The following is a 19,047-nucleotide window of genomic DNA, read 5'->3' as shown; positions in this document are numbered from 1 at the left end:
CCCCGACTCATCGATGCAGGCAGTGATGTACAGCAGTTCCCCCGCAGACGCACCCATCGTCCGCGAGCCCCTCCACGCCCCCGTCGCCCACCTCATCCGCGGCGGGGTCGTCGAGGGCATCCACTACGGCTCGGTCGTCGTCCTCGGCGCCGACGGCCGGGTGCAGTTCCAGCTCGGCGACATCGAGGCCGCCTTCCACCCGCGATCGGCCGTCAAGCCCCTCCAGGCCGTGGCCATGCTGCGGGCCGGACTGCCCCTCGACGGCGGACTGCTCTCGCTGGCCGCGGCGAGCCACTCCGGCGAGGAGCGGCATCTCGCCGGCACCCGGCGCATCCTCGAACTCGGTGGGCTCACCGAGGACGACCTGCGCAACGTCCCCGACATGCCCTTCGACCCGGTCGTCCGGGACACCTGGGTGCGCGAGGGCCGCATGCCCTCCCGGCTCGCCCAGAACTGTTCCGGCAAGCACGCGGCCATGCTGTGGACCGCCAAGCTGAACGGCTGGTCCCTTCGGGACTACCTCGACCCCGAGCACCCGCTCCAGCAGGCGATACAGGAGATCGTCGAGGACCTGACCGGCCAGCGGGTCGCCCGGGTCACCGTGGACGGCTGCGGCGCGCCGCTGTTCTCCATCTCCCTGCACGGCCTCGCCCGTGCCCTGTCCCGGATCACCTCGGCCGCCCCCGGCACGCCCGAGGCCAAGGTCGCCGACGCGATGCGCGAGCACGCCGAGATGGCCTCCGGCTCCGGCCGCGATGTCGCCGCGCTGATGCGGGCCGTGCCCGGGCTGCTCGCCAAGGACGGCTTCGAGGGAGTGCAGGTCGCTGCGCTGCCCGATGGCCGGGCCATCGCCGTGAAGATCGCCGACGGTGCGAACCGGGCACGGATTCCGGTGGCCGCCGCTGCCCTTGCCCGCGCCGGCGTGGAACCCGAGCTGCTGACCGAGTTCGCCGGGGAGCCGCTGCTCGGGGGTGGCGAGCCGGTGGGTCGTGTGCGGGCCGTGCGTGCGCTCGATCCGGTTCCGTTCACCGCCTGCGCGTAGTCCGCCGAACACCGATGGGGACTGCGGGCCGACGCCGGTCCGACGGCCGTGCGTGGCTGGTCGCGCAGTTCCCCGCGCCTCACTGCGGGCGCACCGACCCTCAACCCTCAGAAAGAGGACCTGAACCCTCATGACCGCCGTCACCCGCAGCGAACACGATCTGCTCGGCGACAGTGACGTACCCGTCGACGCGTACTGGGGTGTGCACACCCTGCGCGCGACGGAGAACTTCCCCATCACCGGGACCCCGATCTCCGCCTACCCGCATCTGATCGACGCCCTGGCCGCCGTCAAGGAGGCCGCCGCCCTCGCCAACGAGGAACTCGGCCTGCTGGCGCCGGAGAAGGCGCGCGCGATCGTCGCCGCCTGCCAGGAGATCCGGGCGGGCGAGCTGCACGACCAGTTCGTCGTCGACGTCATCCAGGGCGGCGCCGGCACGTCCACCAACATGAACGCCAACGAGGTCGTGGCGAACCGCGCGCTGGAACTCCTCGGCCACGCCAAGGGGGAGTACGGGTACCTGCACCCCAACGAGGACGTCAACCTCGGTCAGTCGACCAACGACGTCTACCCGACCGCCGTGAAGGTGGCGACGGTCTTCGCGGTCCGTGGGCTGCTCAAGGCGATGGCCGTCCTCCAGGACGCCTTCGCCCGCAAGGCCGTCGAGTTCCGCGACGTGCTCAAGATGGGCCGTACCCAGTTGCAGGACGCCGTGCCGATGACGCTCGGGCAGGAGTTCTCGGCCTACGCCGTCATGATCGAGGAGGACCGCAGCCGCCTCGCCGAGGCCGTCGAGTTGATCCATGAGATCAACCTCGGCGCCACGGCGATCGGTACGGGGCTCAACGCCCCTGCCGGCTACGCCGAGGCCGCCCGCCGGCACCTGTCCGCGATCACCGGGCTGCCCCTGGTCACCGCCGCCAACCTCGTCGAAGCCACCCAGGACTGCGGTGCCTTCGTCCAGATGTCGGGCGTGCTCAAGCGGATCGCGGTCAAGCTCTCCAAGAGCTGCAACGACCTGCGGCTGCTGTCCTCCGGCCCGCGCGCGGGTCTCGGTGAGATCAACCTGCCGCCGGTGCAGGCCGGTTCGTCCATCATGCCGGGCAAGGTCAATCCGGTGATCCCCGAGGTGGTCAACCAGGTCGCCTTCGAGGTGATCGGCAACGACGTCGCCATCACCATGGCGGCCGAGGCCGGGCAGCTCCAGCTCAACGCCTTCGAGCCGATCATCCTGCACTCCCTGTCGGAGTCCATCACCCACCTCCAGAGCGCCTGCCTCACCCTGGCCGGGCGCTGCGTGTCCGGAATCACCGCCAACACCGAACGGCTGCGCGCCAACGTGGAGAACTCCATCGGCCTGGTCACCGCCCTCAACCCGCACATCGGGTACACGGCCGCCACCGAGATCGCCAAGGAGGCCCTCGTCACCGGCCGCGGGGTGGCCGAACTCGTCCTGGAGAAGGGCCTGCTGCCGGCCGGGCGGCTCGCCGAGCTGCTGCGCCCCGAGGTCGTCGCCGGCAGCGGGGCACCTGCCGCCTGACCTGCGGTGACGCGGACTCCATTACGCTCCGGGACCGAGCGGGAGGCACAATGGTGATCATGACAACGACGTCGTCCCTCACCTTCCTGCCGGTCCTGGAGCGCATCGCCGAGGAGATGGAACGCACGCCCGGCCGCGGTCGGGCGGCCGATTACATCCCGGCCCTCGCCGCCTGCGATCCCCGCCGCTTCGGCATGGCCGTGGCCGAGCTGGACGGGACCGTGTACGGGGTGGGTGACTGGCGCGAGCCGTTCTCCACGCAGTCCATCACCAAGGTCTTCACCCTCGCCCTGGACCTGGCCCGTGAGGGCGACGAACTCTGGGAGCACGTGGGCCGCGAGCCCTCCGGCAACCCCTTCAACTCCCTGGTACAGCTGGAGTACGAGAACGGCATCCCGCGGAACCCTTTCATCAACGCGGGCGCCCTCGTCGTCACCGACCGCCTCCTGACCCGTACCGGAGACGCGGCCGGGGAACTGCTGGCCTTTCTGCGCGCCGAGAGCGGCAACGCCTCCCTGGACTTCGACAAGGAGGTCGCGGCCTCCGAGACCGCGCACGGCGACCGCAACGCCGCCCTCGCCCATTTCATGGCGTCCTACGGCAACATCGACAACGACGTGCCGGTCCTGCTCGACCAGTACTTCCGGCAGTGCTCCGTCACCGCCTCCTGCGCCGACCTGGCCCTCGCCACCGGCTTCCTCGCCCGGCACGGCATCCGCGCCGACGGCGGCCGGCTGCTCACCCGCAGCCAGGCCAAGCAGGTCAACGCGGTGATGCTGACCTGCGGGACGTACGACGCGGCCGGGGACTTCGCCTACCGCGTGGGGCTGCCCGGCAAGAGCGGGGTCGGTGGCGGGATCATCGCGGTCGTGCCGGGCCGGTGCACGCTGTGCGTATGGAGTCCGGGCCTGGACGAGCGCGGCAACTCGGTGGCCGGCGTGGCGGCCCTGGACAGGTTCACCACGCTGACCGGACTCTCGGTGTTCTGACGGGACGCCGTACGGCCGGTCGTCTCAGGAGCCGTGAGAGAAGCCGTTGACGTTCCGCCTGCCCGATGCCGAGCCCGTCCGGCATGCCACCACGGCCGACGCCGGCGCGGAGACCTTGATCGGCCCGTCGACACCGGCCGTGCGCACGCCACCGTGCAGCGGCGCCAGGGGCCGTCCTGCGGACGCCGCGCCGTGCACGTCCTCCCGTGGACGCCCGGAAGTCGTCGTTTCTCACCCGCCCGTTACATGCAGGCCGCCCGCAGGTGAGTAGAGCGTCGCCTTCCGGCCACCCGGCGTTGACACGCTGAACCAGTGTTGGCCATGGCATTCCCCGTCGATCTCCGCCGCTGCCAGGTGCTCGGGCTGGCCGGCACCGCCTTTCTCGCGCTGGGCGGTGAGACGGCCGGTGCCCTGCCCGTGCAGGATCTCCTGGCCCCTGCCTCGGTGCAGGTCGCGCTCGGACTCGTCGGCGTGTACTTCGGTGTCGTCCTGCTGATAGCGGCCTGGGTGCTGCTCGGCCGCCTGGTGCGCGGTCCCCAGCCGCCCACCCCGCGCGCCCTGCTGCTGGCGCTCGCCGTGTGGACGGCACCCCTGCTGCTCGCGCCGCCGTTGTTCAGCCGGGACGTCTACAGCTACTTGGCGCAGGGCGCCATGGTCGACGCCCACATGGACGTCTACGCCCACGGCCCCGCCCAGCTCGGCGGCCCGCTCGCCGACGAGGTGGCCCCGATGTGGCAGCACACCGGCGCGCCCTACGGCCCCGCCTTCCTGGCCCTGGCCTCCGCGCTGTCCGGCCTGACCCGCGGCCAGCTGCCGGCCGGCCTGCTGGGCATGCGCCTGGTCGCCCTGCTCGGCGTGGCCCTGATGGCGGTGGCGCTGCCCCGCCTCGCCCGGCACAGCGGCGCCGACCCGGCCGCCGCGCTATGGCTCGGCGCCCTCAATCCCCTCGTCCTGCTGCACCTGGTCGCCGGCGCCCACAACGACGCCCTGATGCTCGGCCTGCTGGGGCTCGGCCTGGTCGCCGCACGCGGGGACCGGCCGGCCGGCGGTGTCCTCGGAGCCGTCCTCGTCACCCTCGCCGCCCTGGTCAAGGCGCCGGCCGCGCTCGGTCTGCTGGCGGTCGTGGCCCTCCGGGTCCGCGCCGGCGGGCGCCCGCTGCCGACCGTGCTGAGCACTGCGGTGGCCTCCGCCGTCACGACGGTCGCCGCCACCGCCGTCGCCGGCACCGGCTACGGCTGGATCGGCGCCCTGGACACCCCGGTCTCCCCGCACAACTGGGCCCTGACCAGCCTGCTCGGCCGTGCCACCGGCGCCCTGCTGGAACACCTCGGCAGCGGCCTCGCCCCGCTGGCCGTGCCGGCCTGGCATCTGCTCGGCATCGCGGCCACCGCCGTCGCCGTGGCACTGATATGGCTCCGGTTGCGCCTCAGACCGGTCTACGCCCTCGGACTCAGCCTGCTGACGGTCGCCGTGTTCGGCCCGGCGATCCGCCCCTGGTACGTGCTGTGGGGCCTCTTCCTCATCGCCGCCGCCGCGCCCAGCACCTCGGTACGGCACCGGGTCGCGGCTTTGGCGGGTGTCCTCGCGCTCGCCGTCCTGCCCAGCGGTGGCCCCGCCGACCTCGGACAACTGGTGCTCGCCGTGTCGGGCGGGGTGCTCGGCGTGGTCGTGCTGTGGCAGGCCCACCAGGCGGCCCAGGCCCCGGCACCGGGACGGATCGCGTGAACGGGCCGCTGCGACCCCGTACGGACCGCGGCCGGGTGCTGCTCGTCCTCGCCCTCGCCCTGGCCGTGACCGTGTTCACCGCCACGGTGCCGCTGCTGCGCGGCTTCTTCGACCTGCGCGTCTACTACGGCACCGTGCACACCTGGGCGCACCACGGGGGCCGGATCTACGACTACCGGGTGCCGGGCACGATGTACGGCTTCACCTACCCGCCGTTCGCGGCGGTCGCGATGCTGCCGCTGGCCCTGCTCGGCCGAACCTCGGCCATCGTGGCGTCCCTGCTGGTCAACCTGGCCGCGCTGGCGGTGATCCTGCGGATACTGGCCGGGCCCGGCTGGCGGCGGCACGGCTGGTACCGGTGGTCGCTGTGCCTGTGTCTGCTGGCGCTGTTCGAGCCGCTGCGGGACACCTTCAGCTTCGGCCAGGTCAATCTGGTGCTGCTGGCCCTCGTCCTCGCGGACTGCCGGCTGCTGGCGACCGGCCGGGAGCGCTGGGCGGGTGCCGGGATCGGGCTGGCCGCCGCGGTGAAGCTCACGCCCGCCCTCTTCATCGGCCTGCTGCTGCTCGCGGGGCGGCGCCGGGCGGCCGGCGTCGCCACGGCCGTGGCCGTCGCCGCGACCGCGCTGGCCGCGTGGGCGGACCCGCGGGCGTCCCGCTTCTACTGGACCGAGGCCCTGTGGGACACCGGCCGGGTGGGACGGCTCGACTACGTGTCGAACCAGTCGCTCCAGGGGGTGCTGGCCCGTCTCGGCGAGCCGGGCCGGGCGCTGTGGGCGTCGGCGGTCCTGCTGACCCTGTGCGTCTGGGCGTGGCGTTCCCGCAGGGCGGTGCGGGCGGGCGACTGGACGGCGGCCTTCGCGCTCACCGGCGCGGCGGCCTGCCTGGTCAGCCCCATCACCTGGGTGCACCACCTGGTGTGGCTGCTGCCCTCCTTCGCCGTGCTGCTGCGCACCGGGCACCCGCGGATCGCGGGAGCCCTGTACGCGGTGCTGTGCACGAGCGTGGTCTGGCTGTGGTTCGACGGCGCCTCCGGCATCGGCGGCTTCCTGGGCAGCAACACCTATACCTGGATCACGCTGGGCCTGCTGCTCGGCCTGCCGGCGGGTCAGCCGCGTTTGATCCGCCTGCCCACGGCCCGCAGCACCAGCACCATGGCCGCGGCGCCGAGTCCCGAGAGCCCCGCGACGACGGCGGTTCCCGGCCAGGCCGAGGCGGCGCGCGTGGACGTGGCGGCGGCCACCACCGGTGCCGTCGTCACCGACGGCTGCCGCGACTTGACGCGCAACCCGTCCAGCGAACCGACCGGATCCACGTGTCCGGCCGCCTCGAAGCCCCAGTCGAGCAGCTCGCGGGCCTCCTGGTACACGGTGAACCCGCCACCGGCCTGAGGGTTCATCACGGTCACCACCAGCGTGCGCCCGCCACGCCGGGCCGCGGCCACCAGGGTGTTGCCCGCGTGGGTGGTGTAGCCGTTCTTGATGCCGATCAGCCCGGGATACGGCGCCACCCCGTCCGCACCGGTCAGCAGCCGGTTGGTGTTCCGGATGCCGAACGACGATCCGTCGCCGGGGAAGTACGCCTCGGCGGTGGAGCAGTAGTGGGCGAAGTCGGGATTGCGCAGCCCGTCCCGGCCGAAGACCGCCAGGTCGTAGGCGGAGGAGACCTGGCCGTCGGTGTCGTAGCCGTCGGGGGAGACGACATGGGTGTCCAGGGCACCGATCGAGCGTGCCTTGTCCTGCATCCGCTTGGCCGTCGCCTCCCAGCCGCCGGCCATGGAGGCGAGCACGTGCACGGCGTCGCTGCCGGAGCTGAGGAAGACCCCGCGCCACAGGTCGGCCACCTGGTAGGAGTGGCCCTCCTTGACGCCGACCAGGCTGCTGCCGGGACCGATGTGCGCCAGCTCCTCGTAGCGCACGGTGTGCTCCATCCTGGCCGGCAGGGACGGCAGCAGGGTGAGGGCGAACAGGGTCTTCAGGGTGCTGGCGGGTGGCAGCTTGCGGTGCGCGTCGCTCGCGGCCAGCACCTCCCCGCTGCCGGCGTCGGCCACCAGCCAGGACAGCGCCGAGACCGGCGGCACCGCGGGCGCGCCCTGGCGCGGCCGGACCTGGGTGCCGGAGCGGTAGAGCAGGGACGGCCCGGGCGTCGTCGTCCGAGGTCCGGGCGAGGCGGGGTCCGCGGCACGGGGCCCGGCGGAGGCGGTGGCCGGGATGAGCGCCAGTACACCCGCCACGGACAGGGAACAGGCCGACAAGGCAGCCCGATGAGCAAATCCGTTGATCATATGGTCAACGTACGAAGGGGTCGGCTGTCCCTCACGCCGTGGCGGCCGTTCGGCCCACATGAGCAACCCCGATGCCGTACCCCGGCCTCCTGGCAGCCCGGTCAGCCGGTGGGCAGGGTGGGCCGGATCTGCCGCAGGAACGCGGCGTTGCCGGGGGTGGAGCGCAGCCGCTCCAGCAGGGTCTCGAGGCCGGACGGGCCGCCATCCCGGGAGCGCAGGACGCGGCGCAGGCCGACCACGGCCGCCAACTCCGCGGGACCGAGCAGGAGTTCCTCGCGGCGGGTGCCGGAGGCGTCGAGGTCCACGGCGGGGAAGAGGCGCCGGGCGGCGGACTCCCGGTCCAGGCGCAGCTCCATGTTGCCCGTGCTCTTGAGCTCCTCGAAGTAGTAGCCGTCGGCGCGCGAGCCGGTGTCCACCAGGGCGGTGGCGAGGATGGTCAGCGAACCGCCTTCCTCGGCCTGGCGGGCGGCGCCGAAGAAGCGCTTGGGGCCGAGCAGCGCGCCGGCGTCGACACCGCCGCTCAGGGTGCGGCCGCCGGCGGCGGAGGCGTTGTTGTGCGCCCGGCACAGCCGGGTCAGCGAGTCCAGCAGGATCACCACGTCCTCGCCGGCCTCCACCAGGCGCTTGGCCCGCTCCACGACCAGCTCGGCGAGGGCGATGTGCTCCTTGGCCGCCCGGTCGAAGGTGGAGGCGTACACCTCACCGCGCACCGAGCGGCGCATCTCGGTGACCTCCTCCGGACGCTCGTCCAGCAGCAGGACCATCAGCCGGCACTCGGGGTGGTTACCGGCCACGGCGGCGGCGAACTGCTGGAGCAGGACCGTCTTGCCGGTCTTCGGCGGGGCCACGACGAGCCCGCGCTGGCCCTTGCCGACCGGTGCGAAGAGATCGGTGACGCGCCCGGCCGCCCCGGACGCGGGGTGTTCGAGGCGGATGCGCTCGTGCGGGTGGAGGGGGGTGAGGTCGCGGAAGTGGCGCCGGGCGGGGATGTCCGCCGGGTCGCGCCCCTCGACGCGCGTGACGTCGGTCAGGGCGCGCTGGGCGCCCCGGACGCCTTCGACGAGGTCGCCCTTGCGCAGCCCGAGGCGCCGGATCAGGGCCGCCGGGACCTGCGGATCGGCGGGGGAGGGCAGGAGGCTCGCGGACCGCAGGTGCCCCTTCCCGTGCGCGTCGATGTCGAGGACACCGGTGACGAGCCGGGTGGCCGGGGCCTGCTGGGCCACTGCAGGGGGTTCGAGTGTGGTGGTCATGGGGGGAGGTCCTTTCGCGGACGGAAGAAGAGAGAGGGAAGGGGGGAGGGGCCGCGGGCGGGAGGGCTTGACTGCTGCCTGGCGCGCGGCGGGAACGGCACCTCGGGTACGGCGCGAACGCCCTGGTCACGAGGTGGTGCAGAGAAGAAGCCCGGGCCGGTCGGAAACCTCGGCGAGGGGCTGATGGAGAGGAGAGCGGCACCGGTGTCCGTACGACGGAACACGCACATGCGCTGATCGCACTATACCCGTGCGCCTGCTTAGGTCAACATGATGCCGTCCGCGTGTATTCCCGTCCCGAGTCCCGCCCCCTTCCGCCGGCCGTCAGGAGAAGAACCCGTGGAGACCCCGCCCGCCCGGCCCCCGCACCGTCTGGACCCCTCCGGCGGCTTCCCGCACACCGTCAATGCGCGGCTGCTGGCCGACGGTGCCGTCGCCCGGGTGGAACTGCCCGGCGGGATCGAGGGGATGGCCGTACTCGGGCACGAGGCGCTGAAGGATTTCCTGCAGCATCCCGAAGTCGCCAAGAACGCACGGCACTTCACGGCCCTGCGGGAGGGCCGGATCCCCGCGGGCTGGCCGTTGCTCACCTTCGCCACCGTGCAGGGCATGACCACGGCCGACGGCGAGGACCACCGGCGGCTGCGATCCCTGGTCGGCCGCTGCTTCACACCACGCCGGGTGGCACGACTGCGGCCGCGCATCGAGCAGTTGACCGAAGATCTGCTCAACGACCTGGCCCGCGCCGCAGAGGCCGCGGGAGGCGTCGCCGATCTGCGGCGGCACTTCGCCCTGCCCCTCCCGATGGGGGTCATCTGCGAACTGCTCGGTGTCGAAGCCCGGTTCCGTGACCGCCTGCACCATCTCAGCAACCAGGTCGTCGCCACCGACATCGAGCCGGCCGAGGCCATCGCCGCCAACCGCGAACTCGTCGCGGTCCTGGGCGAGATCGCCGCGGCCAAGGCGGCGGCGCCCGCCGACGACCTCACCGGCGCGCTCATCGCCGCCCGGGACGAGGGCGGCGACCGGCTCAGCGACCAGGAGCTGATCGGCACCCTCCTGTTGATGATCATCGCCGGGCACGAGACCACCCTCAACCTGATCACCAACGCCGTCCGCGCGCTGTGCGCCCACCGCGACCAGCTCGACCTGGTGCACGCGGGCGGGGCGAGCTGGGCCGACGTGGTGGAGGAGACCCTGCGCTGGGACGCGCCGGTCAGCTACTTCCCCTTCCGGTATCCGGTGTGCGACCTGACCGTCGACGGCACCTCCATCCCCGCTGGCACTCCTGTGCTCGCCGGCTACTCCGCCGCCGGGCGCGACCCGTCCGCACACGGTCCGGACGCCGACCGCTTCGACGTCACCCGCCCGGCCCGGCCCGACGCCGTACGCCATCTCTCGCTCGGCCACGGTGCGCACTACTGCCTCGGTGCGCCGCTCGCCCGGCTGGAGGCCGGTATCGCGCTGGAGCGGCTCTTCACCCGCTTCCCCGCCCTCGAGCTCGCCGCGCCCGAAGCCGAACTGGCGCCGCACTCCGGTTTCGTCGGCAACAGCGTGCGCACCCTGCCGGTGCGGCTCGCACCCGCGCCTTCCCGCGGCGCCTGAGATCGTTTTCATCAGTGGCACGGGAGCCGGAAATGGGGCGGGCCGTCGCACAGGTGTTCGCGGCCGAGATGCGCGGTGTCCAATGCCTCGGCCCCGCGATGGCCCTTTCGCGTCACAGCCCGCCGACGACCGGTATCTCACGCTCGGCGACGGGCTGGACATCCCCTACTTCTGCACCCGCGCCGCGTGGCCGCACCTGATCGCCGCGGCCGCCGTGGCCGCTCTCACCGGTATGTTCGGGTTCATCGGCACCGCCTACTGCGTCTCCGTCCGGCTCGACGCCATGCCCCTGAGCGCGCTGCGAGCCGGCATGCCGTTCGTCATCCGCCGGCTCGTCCCACTGCTGCTCGCGCTCGAGGCCTTCATCGGCCCGGTCCTGCTGCTGGTGCGCGGGAACCCGGCCCGGCGGTGCCCGGCGTGTCCGCGTGAGCCACCGGGGCGGAGTCAGGGCCGGGGCCCTTCGCCGCGGGGCCGCCCGATTCCCGTGGTGCCGTCACGTCAGGGAACCGCAGCAGACGTCCCCAGACCATAACGATCCCGGACGTCAGGGGACTTGACCCTCAACCGAGGACTATGTTCAAGACATGTCCACGCCATCGCAGCCCCCGCAGCCGGGCGACCAGCCGGCTCCGCCGCCCCAGCAGCCCGCGCAGGCGCCGGCCGTCCCGCCGCAGCCGACGGCCTATCCCTACCCGAACCCGCAGTCCCCGCCGCCGGGCACCTTCTACGCCCAGCCCACGCTGGTCGGCCCGGCCGCCGCCCAGCCCCAGCCGGGACAGCCGGGCCAGTTCGGCCGGCCCGAGCCGGGGAACCCCTATGCCCAGGCTCCCCAGTTCGGGCCCGCGATGCCCGCGCCCCCGTCCCGTGGCGGCGGGGCCGGCAGGGCGGTGCTGTGGGCCGCGGTCGGCGCGGTCGTCGCCTCCGCCGCCTGGGCGGGCGGTGTCTTCCTCGTCGGCGGCAAGAACGACAGCGCGGACCTGCGGGGCTACTCGGCGCCCTCCAACATGTGCTCCAGCGCCGACTACTCGTCGTTCAGGACCGAGTATCCCGAGGACGACTCCACACCGACCAAGACCTCGCTCAAGAACGTTGCACTGGACGAGAGTTACTGCAGCCTCGGCCTGAAGAAGACCGGCTCGTCGTACGCCGACGCGTATCTGTCCATGCAGCTGGACCTGCACAGGAAGACCGACCCGGGGCCCGAGTTCACCGCCACGTGGAGGAACTACGGCGACAGCCACACCGGTTACGACGTCTCCCCGGTCAGCGGCATCGGCGACGAGGCCTACCTCGTCGGCCAGGACACCACCAGCGGCTCCTCCAGCAGCGGTTCCCGCTACGCCACCCTCGCCGTCCGCGACGGCTGGGTGACCTACACGATGACCTACAGCGCCTACTTCACCTCGTACGACCAGGACAAGAACCCGCCCGCGCTCAGCGACGTGGACGACTGGCTGAAGAAGGACGCCAAGGCCACGCTGGGGCAGCTCAGGGGCTGATCGTCAGACCTGGTCCAGAGCCTTGGTGAGGACCCTGACCCCGCTGCGTGCCGGGTAGCCGCCGTGAGCGGTGAACGTCCCCTGCTGAACCGCACCCCGTACACCGGCTCGAAGATGGCGCTGATCGGGCTGACCTTGCGGACCCTCGCCGCGGAGGTCGGCCCGTGCGGCGTCGCCGTCAACTCCCTCTCGCCTGCGCCCACCGCCTGTGGCTGCTCCGTGGCATGGTTCTCGGCGACGAAGGCCCGGCACCGTGTGTCCAGCGTCGACTCGTCCACCTTCTGCGAGCCGGGCACCGTGACCGGCACCGCGCCGGCGGCCGGGAACAACGGCGCCATCGGCACGTCCGTGACGATGACCGTCGACGGCAGCGCGACCGACGTCACGCCCCGCAGGACCTGCGGCGGACCGATCACGCCGACCGCGCCTCCGCCTCCCTCACGATCGCGTCGAACCGCGCGCCCATGGCCTCGGCGAGGGCGTGCGCCCCGGACAGCGGCCGGACCATGACCATGAGCTCGTCGATCAGGCCGTCCGCGTTCACATGCAGGAAGTCGCAGCCGGTCAGTTCGCGCTCACCCACCCGGGCCGTGAAGACCAGTGCGGTGTCGGAGGCACCCGCGTGGCCGATCTCGCGGACGTACCGGAAGTCCTCGAAGACCTGGGAGACCGCGCGCAGGATCGCCGCGGTGATCGCCTTGCCCGGATAGGGCTTGAAGACGACCGGGCTGGTGAAGACGACGTCCTCGGCCAGCAGCGCCTCCACCGCATCGATGTCGCCGGCCTCGACCGCCGCGCGGAACGCCTGCATCGGATCACCTCGCATAGTCAATTAATTGAATAGGTGCGGATGAGATTAATCAACGACTGCTAGCCTGTCCATATGTCGCTCAAGTACGCCGTCCTGGCCGCCCTGCTGGAGGGCGAGGCCTCGGGCTACGAGCTGTCGAAGTCGTTCGACGTCTCGCTCGCGAACTTCTGGCCCGCCACCCCGCAGCAGCTCTACCGGGAACTGGAGCGCCTCGCGCAGGACGGACTCGTCAAGGCCCGGACGGTGGAGCAGGAACGGCGGCCCAACAAGCGGATGTTCACGCTCACCGAGGCCGGCCGGGCCGAGCTGGGCGCCTTCGCCGCCGAGCCGCCGAAGCGGCCCACCGCCGTCCGCGACGAACTCCTCATCAAGATCCAGGCGATGGACGGCGGCGACCCGGAGGTCACCCGTGCGCTGATAGAGGAGCGAAGGGGCTGGGCGCGCGGAAAGCTGGACCGCTACCGGCGGGTGCAGGCCCGCCTCCTCGACGGCCGCACCGAGGACGAGTACCTCCGCGACGCCGACCGCGTCGGCCCCTACCTCACCCTCATGGCCGGGATCGGCTTCGAGGAGGAGAACCTGCGCTGGTGCGAGCGGGCCCTCGCGGCGCTGGCCGAGCGGGTGGCCCTAGGCTGAGGAGATGTTCGGTCCCCAAGGCCCCAGCGTGCGTGAACTCGCCGTACAGGCGCTGTCGTCCGTCGAGCACGGCTACGACCTGCTCGCCCCCAAGTTCGACCACACGCCCTTCCGTACGCCCGACGCGGTGCTGGAGTCCGTGGCGAAGGCGCTCGCCCCGCTCGGCCCGTTCGACGACGGGCTCGACCTGTGCTGCGGCACGGGCGCGGGCGTGGAGACGCTGACCGGGCTGTGCCGGCGGCGCGTGACCGGGGTCGACTTCAGCGCCGGCATGCTGAACGTCGCCCGGCACCGGGGTCGGCCCGCCGGCGGGCCCGAGGTCGCCTGGGTGCGTGGCGACGCTCGTGCCCTGCCACTGCGGGCCGCCTTCGATCTCGTCGTGTCCTTCGGGGCGTTCGGTCACTTTCTGCCGCGTGAACTGCCGGGGCTGTTCGCCCAGGTCCACTCCGTCCTGCGGCCGGGCGGCCGGTTCGCCTTCCCGGTGCTCGCCCCGCCCCGTCCGACCGAGGCCGGGTTCTGGATGCTTCTCGGGTTCGACGCGGTGATGCGTGCGCGCAACGCGCTGTGGCGGCCACCGTTCGTCATGTACTACCGCGCCTTCCGGCTGGGCGGTGTGCTCCGGGAGCTGGAGCACACCGGGTTCACCGTCTCGCTGCTGGCCCTGCCCGCTTTCGGACGGCGCGCCGACGGCAGTCCGCGGGCCCGGCTGGTGGTCGCCCGGCGGGCTCAGCCGGCGGCGGGCAGCGTGAACTCGTAGACCAAGGTGTCCCCTTCCGCGTCCACCACCAGGTCGGTGATCTCCAGCGGCCGGGCGTACTGGTCGTGCACCCGCCGGGTCACCCGCACCGAGGAGGCGCCGCCGACCTGGGTGATGGAGTCACGGTGGTGCAGCGACAGCCCCGCCTTGCGCATCCAGTCGTAGGCGCGCCGCAACTGCGCGGGGGTGGCGCCGTCCGCCCGGCCCCGGTACCGGGCCAGCTCCGCGACCTCCGCCAGTGCCACCGCCGAGAACGAGGTCACCGCCCTTCGCAGTGACCGGCCGTCCGGCGTGGCACACCGATAGCGGTGGACCAGCGTCGGTCGCTGCGGGGCCAGTCCCAGCGCCCGCGCATGCTCCGGTGGCGGCGCCTCCCAGGTCACCGTGGCCCGGTCGACCGCGCACGGGTCCGCCGAGCGGGCACCCAGCGGGAAGGCCGGCGTCCCCGGGGCCTCGACCGGGCGGGCGGGCAGCGTGGCGTGGCTGCCCCGCCGGTCGGTGGCGACCAGGCCGCCGCGCCGCAGCACCTCCAGCGCCTGCCGGACGGTCTCCCGGCTGACCTGGAAGTGTGCGGCCAAGTGCCGTTCCCCCGGCAGCCGCTCACCCGGTGGAATGGTGCCGTCGCGCAGTTCGTCGAGCAGCAGCGCCGCGATCCGCCCGTACAGGGGCCGGTCGTCGCTCTGTGCGGGTTCGTGCGGGGTGGTGCGGGCCATGCCGCGCCTCCTGTTGTGACAAGACGTAGCCGTGCGGGCTCATTGCGCGACCACAATTAGCATTGGTCTAAACCACAAGGGAAGACCGGCCTGCCGGTTCGGCCGAAACACACCCGCTCGACCCCTACTGTCACAGGGCGCTGTACAGGGCGCCGATCAGCGCCATCTTCCGTGGGTCGTCGGCGATGCGCGGCCCCATCCGGTTCATGACGTACCCCAGCGACACACTCGCCTCCGGGTCGGCGAGCCCGCACGAACCGCCGAAGCCGTCATGACCGAAAGCCCGGGGATTGGGGCCGTACGATCCCTGCGGGCCGCTCAGCCACAGACCGAGCCCCGCCTCGGTCTTCGCCTCGAGGCCCGCGCCCAGCACCAGATCGCGGCAGCTGCCCTGCCCCTCGCGCACCCGCTCCGCCGCCTCCGGCGACAGAAAGCGCCGCCCGCCGTGTGCACCCCGCCCGGAGAAGATGCCGTACAGCGCCGCGACCGCGCGGGCCGTGCCGTGCCCGTTCGCCGCCGGGATCTCCGCCGCCCGCCACTCGGGCGTGTTCGCCTCGGCCGCGCCGACCACCGGATTCGTCAGCGCCGCAAGCGCGGCGGGCGTCAACTGGCTGAAGATCGCCGCCCTTTCGCTGCCGGCCACCGCTGCCGGCGGCACCAGCTCGGCAACCCGGCCCGCCTCCTTCGCCGGCAGCCCGACCGCGAAGTCGGCCCCGAGGGGCCCGGTCACCTCCCGCTCCAGGAAGGCCCCCGGCCGCAGCCCGGAGATCCGCCGCACGACCTCGCCGACCAGGAAGCCGTACGTCAGCGCGTGGTACCCGGACCGGGTGCCCGGCTCCCACCACGGCTCGGTCGCCGCCAGCCGGGCGGTCGTCAGCTCCCAGTCGTACAGCTCCGCCAGGGAGTGCGGCTCCCGCAGCCCGGACAGCCCGGCGCGGTGCGACAGCAGATGGCGTACGAGCACCTTCTCCTTGCCGGCCGCCGCGAACTCGGGCCAGTAGACGGCCACGGGGGCGTCGAGGTCGAGCAGTCCCCGGTCGGCGAGCAGATGCGCGCACAGTGCCACCGGGCCCTTGGTGGTCGACCACACGTTGACCAGCGTGTCCCGCTCCCACGGCCGGGTGCCGGCCGCGTCCGCCCAGCCGCCCCACAGGTCCACCACCGTGGTGCCGTCGACGGTCACCGCCACGGCGGCGCCCAGCTCGCCCCCCGTCCGGAAGTTCTCCTCGAACGCCTCGCGCACCGCCGTGAAGCGGGGGTCGCAGTGGCCATGGATCTGAGTCTCGTGCGCGGGCATGGGGCCTCCGTCGCCGCCGGAAACCCGGGCCGCGACGGCGCGGCCCGGGCTCCCGAACGTACCGACTGGTCGGACTGGAGGGAAGTGTCCTCGCGGCCGTCCCTCGAGTCAGGCGTACGACCGCAGCCAGCGCAGCTTCTCCGCCTCGTGGAAGGGACCGCCGCCCTCGTGGTCGTTGAAGTCGTAGACCTCGATCGCCTTGTCCTCGTGCGCCCAGGCGTTGAACGCGGCGAACACCGTCGACGGGGGGCAGGTCTGGTCCTCCAGCGCCGCCGAGAACAACGCCGGCGCCCGCCCCCGGCTCGCGAAGTGCACCCCGTCGAAGTAGGAGAGCGTGCGCCGCACCTCCGCCGAGCGACCCCGGTGGGTCTTGAGGAACAGACCTATCTCCCGGTAGGGATGGCGGTCCGTCAGGGTCGTGGCGCGCGGGAAGTCGCACAGGAACGGCACGTCCGGGGCCACCGCGACCAGGTCGGGGACCAGACCCCCGACGGCCAGGCTGATGCCGCCGCCCTGGCTGGCGCCGACCGCCACTGTCCGCGCCGCGTCGGTCAGCGGGTGGGAGCGGGCCGCCTCGACGGCGCGCACGGCGTCCGTGAAAACCCGGCGGTAGTAGTAGTTCTCGGGCGCGTCGATGCCCCGGGTCATGAAGCCGGGGTACGCCGGTGCCGCGCCGACGGGGTCCGCCGTGCCGCCACCGGCTCCCCAGGCGCTGCCCTGGCCCCGGGTGTCCATCACGAAGTGCGCCCGGCCGGTCGACGCCCACAGGAGGTTCTCGTGCGGCAGCCCCCGCCCGCCTCCGTAGCCGATGAACTCCACCACCAGCGGCAGGGGTTCGGTCGCGTCGGCCGGCAGCCGCAGCCAGCCCTTGACCGGGTGGCCGCCGAACCCCGCGAACGTGACGTCGTACACCCGGACCGTGGACAGCCCGGTGTCCACCGGTTCGAAGCGGGCGTCCAGCTCGTGCTCGCGTGCCTCTTCGAGGGTCTTGTCCCAGAAGGCGTCGAAGTCCTCGGGCTCGGCCGACTCGCTGCGGTGTGCGCGGAGCTCGTCGAGGGGAAGGTCGAACAGGGCCATCAACAACCGCCTTTGTGAAGGAAACAGCGTCAGCTCACGGTACGTGGGTGATCGGAGGACCGGCCAGGCCCAGACGGTGACTCGCGGCCCGTCCCGGCGGATTCCCCACTGGTCAGGGATGAGCAAGCCCTTGCTCCCCGCTGCTCCGAGCCGGGCCGTCTCGCCGCAGTGATCGGGTCGCCCGGCGGAGCAGCGGTCGCCCGCGGAGCAGTGGTCGCCGTCACCGATTGCGCGCCCTCAGGTCAGTGGCTGGGTCCACCTCGGTCCCGTCCGCGCCCACTCCCGTTCCCACTCGGCCAGCCGGTGGCGCAGCGCGATCCGGCGCTCGACGGCGTGCCCGAGGCACACCACGGCCGCCGTACCGCCCGCCGCGCACAGCCCCACGGTCACCGCGTGCTGCAGGACTGCCGCCGCGTCCGGCGGCGGCGCCACGCTGCGGCCCCGGGCGTCGAACCACACGGAGACCACGTCGCCGGTCCGGGTCCCCGCCGGCACCCGGGCCCACGCCGTGCGGGCCCTCTGGCCGGGCTCGGTCCAGCGGACCTCGGCGCGGTACGGGTGTGCCCGGTCGCCCTCCACGGAGGACAACTGCTCGGGCCGGTCTCCGACCACCTTCGCGCGGACCTGATGGCGCTCGGCCCGCTGTGCGGCCGCGAGGGTCCGGGCCTGCTCATGCGCGCGCAGTCCCGCGGCGACGCCGACCAGAGGCGTGACGAGGAACAGCAGGACGGCGACGACCAGCAGCGTCCAGGCCTCCACGACGTCCGAGCGGCGCCGCAGCGGATTGCGCCGCCAGCGCCAGCTCCGCACCCCGGTACGCATGTCCACCTCCTCGCACCGTCGGAGCCGCAGAGCCGACGGGCCCGTCCACGAGGCCCGTCACCCCCGCCGCTCACGCACAAGAGCGCCCACACACGTCTCGTACCCCGTACGGAGCACCTCGCTCATTCCGCGAACCGCGAGTTCCAGCCCACCTGGAGCGCGGAAACACGCCATGCGCCCCACGATCGCGCGACCGGCCCCGGCGTGCGACCCGCGGGGTCAGCCGAAGCGCTCGATACGGATCCGGTCCACCGGCTGGCCCGCCGCCACCAGCAGCCGGGAGGCGTGCTCGGCGAACCCGTTGGACCCGCACACATAGGCCTCCCACCCACCGGAGGGCTGGGCGGCCAGGAGGGGCCCCACATGTGCGGCCGCCATACGTCCCACAGGCGCCCCTTGTGGGGCGCTGCGGGTGAAGACCGGCGTCGTCTCCGCGCCCAGCTCCGACGCGTAGATCAGCTCCTCGGGGCTGCGCGCGGACACGAGCATGCGCAGCGGCACGGTGAGACCGTGCCTGCGGTGGTGCCGCACCATCGACATCAGCGGGACGATCCCGGAGCCCGCGCCGAGCAGCAGCGCGGGCCGGTCGCCCGGCCACGCGAAGAAACCGCTCAGTGGCCCGCGCACCTCGACGGTGTCACCGGGCCGGGCGACGGTGTGGAACCAGCCGGAGACCTCGCCGTCGGGCACCCGGTCCAGGGTCAGCTCGATGTGCCCGGAGTCGTCCGGCGCCGAGGCGATCGAGTAGTGGCGCTGGGCGGCATAACCGTCCGGGGCGGTCAGCCGGAGCATCAGGTGCTGGCCAGGCAGATGCCCCGCCCACCGCGGCACCGCCAGCCGGAAGGTGGCCGCGTACGGCGTCTCGCGCCGGATCTCCGTCAGTGTGGCGGTCTGCCACAGGGCCGCCACCTGGTTGCCCACCGCGATGCGTCCGGGCACCGCGAACCGTGGCGCGGGTGCGCCCGAGCCGGAGGCAGGGGCCATCGGATCCGTCGCCGCCGTG

The 19,047-nt window shown here is 73.0% G+C and carries 18 protein-coding genes and 1 pseudogene; 11 read left to right on the top strand and 8 right to left on the bottom strand.

The genetic code is table 11. From position 1 onward, the window contains the following. Positions 1-25 precede the first annotated feature (25 nt). The 5 genes from AB0L59_RS19255 (at position 26) to AB0L59_RS19235 (ending at position 6,684) form a co-directional block, all read left to right on the top strand. Positions 26-1,042 carry an asparaginase gene (locus AB0L59_RS19255; RefSeq protein WP_365584873.1) on the top strand — a complete coding sequence of 339 codons (1,017 nt, stop codon included), beginning with the start codon at positions 26-28 and terminating at the stop codon, positions 1,040-1,042. A 130-nt stretch (positions 1,043-1,172) separates the two neighbouring features. Continuing rightward, positions 1,173-2,582, top strand: coding sequence for an aspartate ammonia-lyase (gene aspA / locus AB0L59_RS19250; RefSeq protein WP_365584870.1), 1,410 nt, complete (start codon positions 1,173-1,175; stop codon positions 2,580-2,582). Positions 2,583-2,632: 50 nt separating this feature from the next. Further along, the gene (locus tag AB0L59_RS19245) at positions 2,633-3,571 is read left to right on the top strand and encodes a glutaminase (RefSeq protein WP_365584867.1); all 939 of its coding nucleotides are present in this window, start codon (positions 2,633-2,635) and stop codon (positions 3,569-3,571) included. Positions 3,572-3,892: 321 nt separating this feature from the next. After that, positions 3,893-5,296: a polyprenol phosphomannose-dependent alpha 1,6 mannosyltransferase MptB gene (mptB, locus tag AB0L59_RS19240; protein ID WP_365584864.1), complete on the top strand. Its 1,404-nt coding sequence runs from the start codon at positions 3,893-3,895 to the stop codon at positions 5,294-5,296. 8 nt (positions 5,297-5,304) lie between these two features. Then, positions 5,305-6,684, top strand: a complete 1,380-nt coding sequence (locus AB0L59_RS19235; RefSeq protein WP_365585077.1) for a glycosyltransferase 87 family protein — start codon at positions 5,305-5,307, stop codon at positions 6,682-6,684. 59 nt (positions 6,685-6,743) lie between these two features. Here AB0L59_RS19235 and AB0L59_RS19230 read toward each other — a convergent pair. Then, positions 6,744-7,577, bottom strand: a pseudogene (locus tag AB0L59_RS19230) (D-alanyl-D-alanine carboxypeptidase); the annotation flags it as partial. 101 nt (positions 7,578-7,678) lie between these two features. After that, positions 7,679-8,827: a transcription termination factor Rho gene (gene rho / locus AB0L59_RS19225; RefSeq protein ID WP_365584861.1), complete on the bottom strand. Its 1,149-nt coding sequence runs from the start codon at positions 8,825-8,827 to the stop codon at positions 7,679-7,681. 339 nt (positions 8,828-9,166) lie between these two features. Here rho and AB0L59_RS19220 point away from each other — a divergent pair, with 339 nt between their 5' ends. The 4 genes from AB0L59_RS19220 to AB0L59_RS19205 all read left to right on the top strand — a co-directional run bounded on the left by AB0L59_RS19220 (position 9,167) and on the right by AB0L59_RS19205 (position 12,441). Next, positions 9,167-10,432 (top strand): cytochrome P450, encoded by a 1,266-nt coding sequence (locus AB0L59_RS19220; RefSeq protein ID WP_365584859.1) that lies wholly within the window; start codon positions 9,167-9,169, stop codon positions 10,430-10,432. Positions 10,433-10,514: 82 nt separating this feature from the next. After that, positions 10,515-10,964, top strand: a complete 450-nt coding sequence (locus tag AB0L59_RS19215; RefSeq protein ID WP_365584856.1) for a hypothetical protein — start codon at positions 10,515-10,517, stop codon at positions 10,962-10,964. 52 nt (positions 10,965-11,016) lie between these two features. Then, positions 11,017-11,931: a hypothetical protein gene (locus tag AB0L59_RS19210; RefSeq protein ID WP_365584853.1), complete on the top strand. Its 915-nt coding sequence runs from the start codon at positions 11,017-11,019 to the stop codon at positions 11,929-11,931. Between the two features lie 63 nt (positions 11,932-11,994). Then, the gene (locus tag AB0L59_RS19205) at positions 11,995-12,441 is read left to right on the top strand and encodes a hypothetical protein (protein WP_365584850.1); all 447 of its coding nucleotides are present in this window, start codon (positions 11,995-11,997) and stop codon (positions 12,439-12,441) included. Here AB0L59_RS19205 and AB0L59_RS19200 read toward each other — a convergent pair. Next, complete coding sequence (locus AB0L59_RS19200; RefSeq protein WP_365584847.1) at positions 12,344-12,742, bottom strand: nuclear transport factor 2 family protein; 399 nt, start codon at positions 12,740-12,742, stop codon at positions 12,344-12,346. The two genes, AB0L59_RS19205 and AB0L59_RS19200, sit on opposite strands and share 98 nt — an antisense overlap. 72 nt (positions 12,743-12,814) lie before the next feature. Between AB0L59_RS19200 and AB0L59_RS19195 the strand changes: the two genes are divergently transcribed. Continuing rightward, the gene (locus AB0L59_RS19195) at positions 12,815-13,378 is read left to right on the top strand and encodes a PadR family transcriptional regulator (RefSeq protein WP_365584844.1); all 564 of its coding nucleotides are present in this window, start codon (positions 12,815-12,817) and stop codon (positions 13,376-13,378) included. A gap of 4 nt (positions 13,379-13,382) precedes the next feature. Further along, the gene (locus tag AB0L59_RS19190) at positions 13,383-14,135 is read left to right on the top strand and encodes a class I SAM-dependent methyltransferase (protein WP_365584842.1); all 753 of its coding nucleotides are present in this window, start codon (positions 13,383-13,385) and stop codon (positions 14,133-14,135) included. Here the strand turns inward: AB0L59_RS19190 and AB0L59_RS19185 are convergent. From AB0L59_RS19185 to AB0L59_RS19165, 5 genes are all read right to left on the bottom strand, one after another. Beyond that, the gene (locus AB0L59_RS19185; protein WP_365584839.1) at positions 14,105-14,848 is read right to left on the bottom strand and encodes a GntR family transcriptional regulator; all 744 of its coding nucleotides are present in this window, start codon (positions 14,846-14,848) and stop codon (positions 14,105-14,107) included. The two genes, AB0L59_RS19190 and AB0L59_RS19185, sit on opposite strands and share 31 nt — an antisense overlap. 130 nt (positions 14,849-14,978) lie before the next feature. After that, positions 14,979-16,145, bottom strand: a complete 1,167-nt coding sequence (locus tag AB0L59_RS19180; protein WP_365584837.1) for a serine hydrolase domain-containing protein — start codon at positions 16,143-16,145, stop codon at positions 14,979-14,981. A 108-nt stretch (positions 16,146-16,253) separates the two neighbouring features. Beyond that, positions 16,254-17,222: an acetylxylan esterase gene (locus tag AB0L59_RS19175; protein ID WP_365584834.1), complete on the bottom strand. Its 969-nt coding sequence runs from the start codon at positions 17,220-17,222 to the stop codon at positions 16,254-16,256. A 237-nt stretch (positions 17,223-17,459) separates the two neighbouring features. Continuing rightward, positions 17,460-18,044, bottom strand: a complete 585-nt coding sequence (locus AB0L59_RS19170) for a DUF3592 domain-containing protein (protein ID WP_365584833.1) — start codon at positions 18,042-18,044, stop codon at positions 17,460-17,462. A 219-nt stretch (positions 18,045-18,263) separates the two neighbouring features. Continuing rightward, positions 18,264-19,028 (bottom strand): ferredoxin reductase, encoded by a 765-nt coding sequence (locus AB0L59_RS19165; RefSeq protein ID WP_365585074.1) that lies wholly within the window; start codon positions 19,026-19,028, stop codon positions 18,264-18,266. Between the last annotated feature and the right edge of the window lie 19 nt (positions 19,029-19,047).

It is taken from the genome of Streptomyces sp. NPDC052109, from assembly GCF_040680195.1.
Classification (GTDB): domain Bacteria; phylum Actinomycetota; class Actinomycetes; order Streptomycetales; family Streptomycetaceae; genus Streptomyces.
The sequence above is the reverse complement of the archived record's forward strand: the minus strand, read 5'-3'. Positions and strand labels throughout refer to the sequence as shown.

Coding starts and splice junctions, on each gene's coding strand:
- AB0L59_RS19195 (WP_365584844.1), top strand. CDS start 12,815: ATGTCGCTCAAGTACGCCGTCCTGGCCGCCCTGCTGGAGGGCGAGGCC.
- rho (WP_365584861.1), bottom strand. CDS start 8,827: ATGACCACCACACTCGAACCCCCTGCAGTGGCCCAGCAGGCCCCGGCC.
- AB0L59_RS19180 (WP_365584837.1), bottom strand. CDS start 16,145: ATGCCCGCGCACGAGACTCAGATCCATGGCCACTGCGACCCCCGCTTC.
- aspA (WP_365584870.1), top strand. CDS start 1,173: ATGACCGCCGTCACCCGCAGCGAACACGATCTGCTCGGCGACAGTGAC.
- AB0L59_RS19165 (WP_365585074.1), bottom strand. CDS start 19,028: ATGGCCCCTGCCTCCGGCTCGGGCGCACCCGCGCCACGGTTCGCGGTG.
- AB0L59_RS19255 (WP_365584873.1), top strand. CDS start 26: ATGTACAGCAGTTCCCCCGCAGACGCACCCATCGTCCGCGAGCCCCTC.
- AB0L59_RS19175 (WP_365584834.1), bottom strand. CDS start 17,222: ATGGCCCTGTTCGACCTTCCCCTCGACGAGCTCCGCGCACACCGCAGC.
- AB0L59_RS19200 (WP_365584847.1), bottom strand. CDS start 12,742: ATGCAGGCGTTCCGCGCGGCGGTCGAGGCCGGCGACATCGATGCGGTG.
- AB0L59_RS19190 (WP_365584842.1), top strand. CDS start 13,383: ATGTTCGGTCCCCAAGGCCCCAGCGTGCGTGAACTCGCCGTACAGGCG.
- AB0L59_RS19215 (WP_365584856.1), top strand. CDS start 10,515: ATGCCTCGGCCCCGCGATGGCCCTTTCGCGTCACAGCCCGCCGACGAC.
- AB0L59_RS19185 (WP_365584839.1), bottom strand. CDS start 14,848: ATGGCCCGCACCACCCCGCACGAACCCGCACAGAGCGACGACCGGCCC.
- AB0L59_RS19210 (WP_365584853.1), top strand. CDS start 11,017: ATGTCCACGCCATCGCAGCCCCCGCAGCCGGGCGACCAGCCGGCTCCG.
- mptB (WP_365584864.1), top strand. CDS start 3,893: ATGGCATTCCCCGTCGATCTCCGCCGCTGCCAGGTGCTCGGGCTGGCC.
- AB0L59_RS19170 (WP_365584833.1), bottom strand. CDS start 18,044: ATGCGTACCGGGGTGCGGAGCTGGCGCTGGCGGCGCAATCCGCTGCGG.
- AB0L59_RS19245 (WP_365584867.1), top strand. CDS start 2,633: ATGGTGATCATGACAACGACGTCGTCCCTCACCTTCCTGCCGGTCCTG.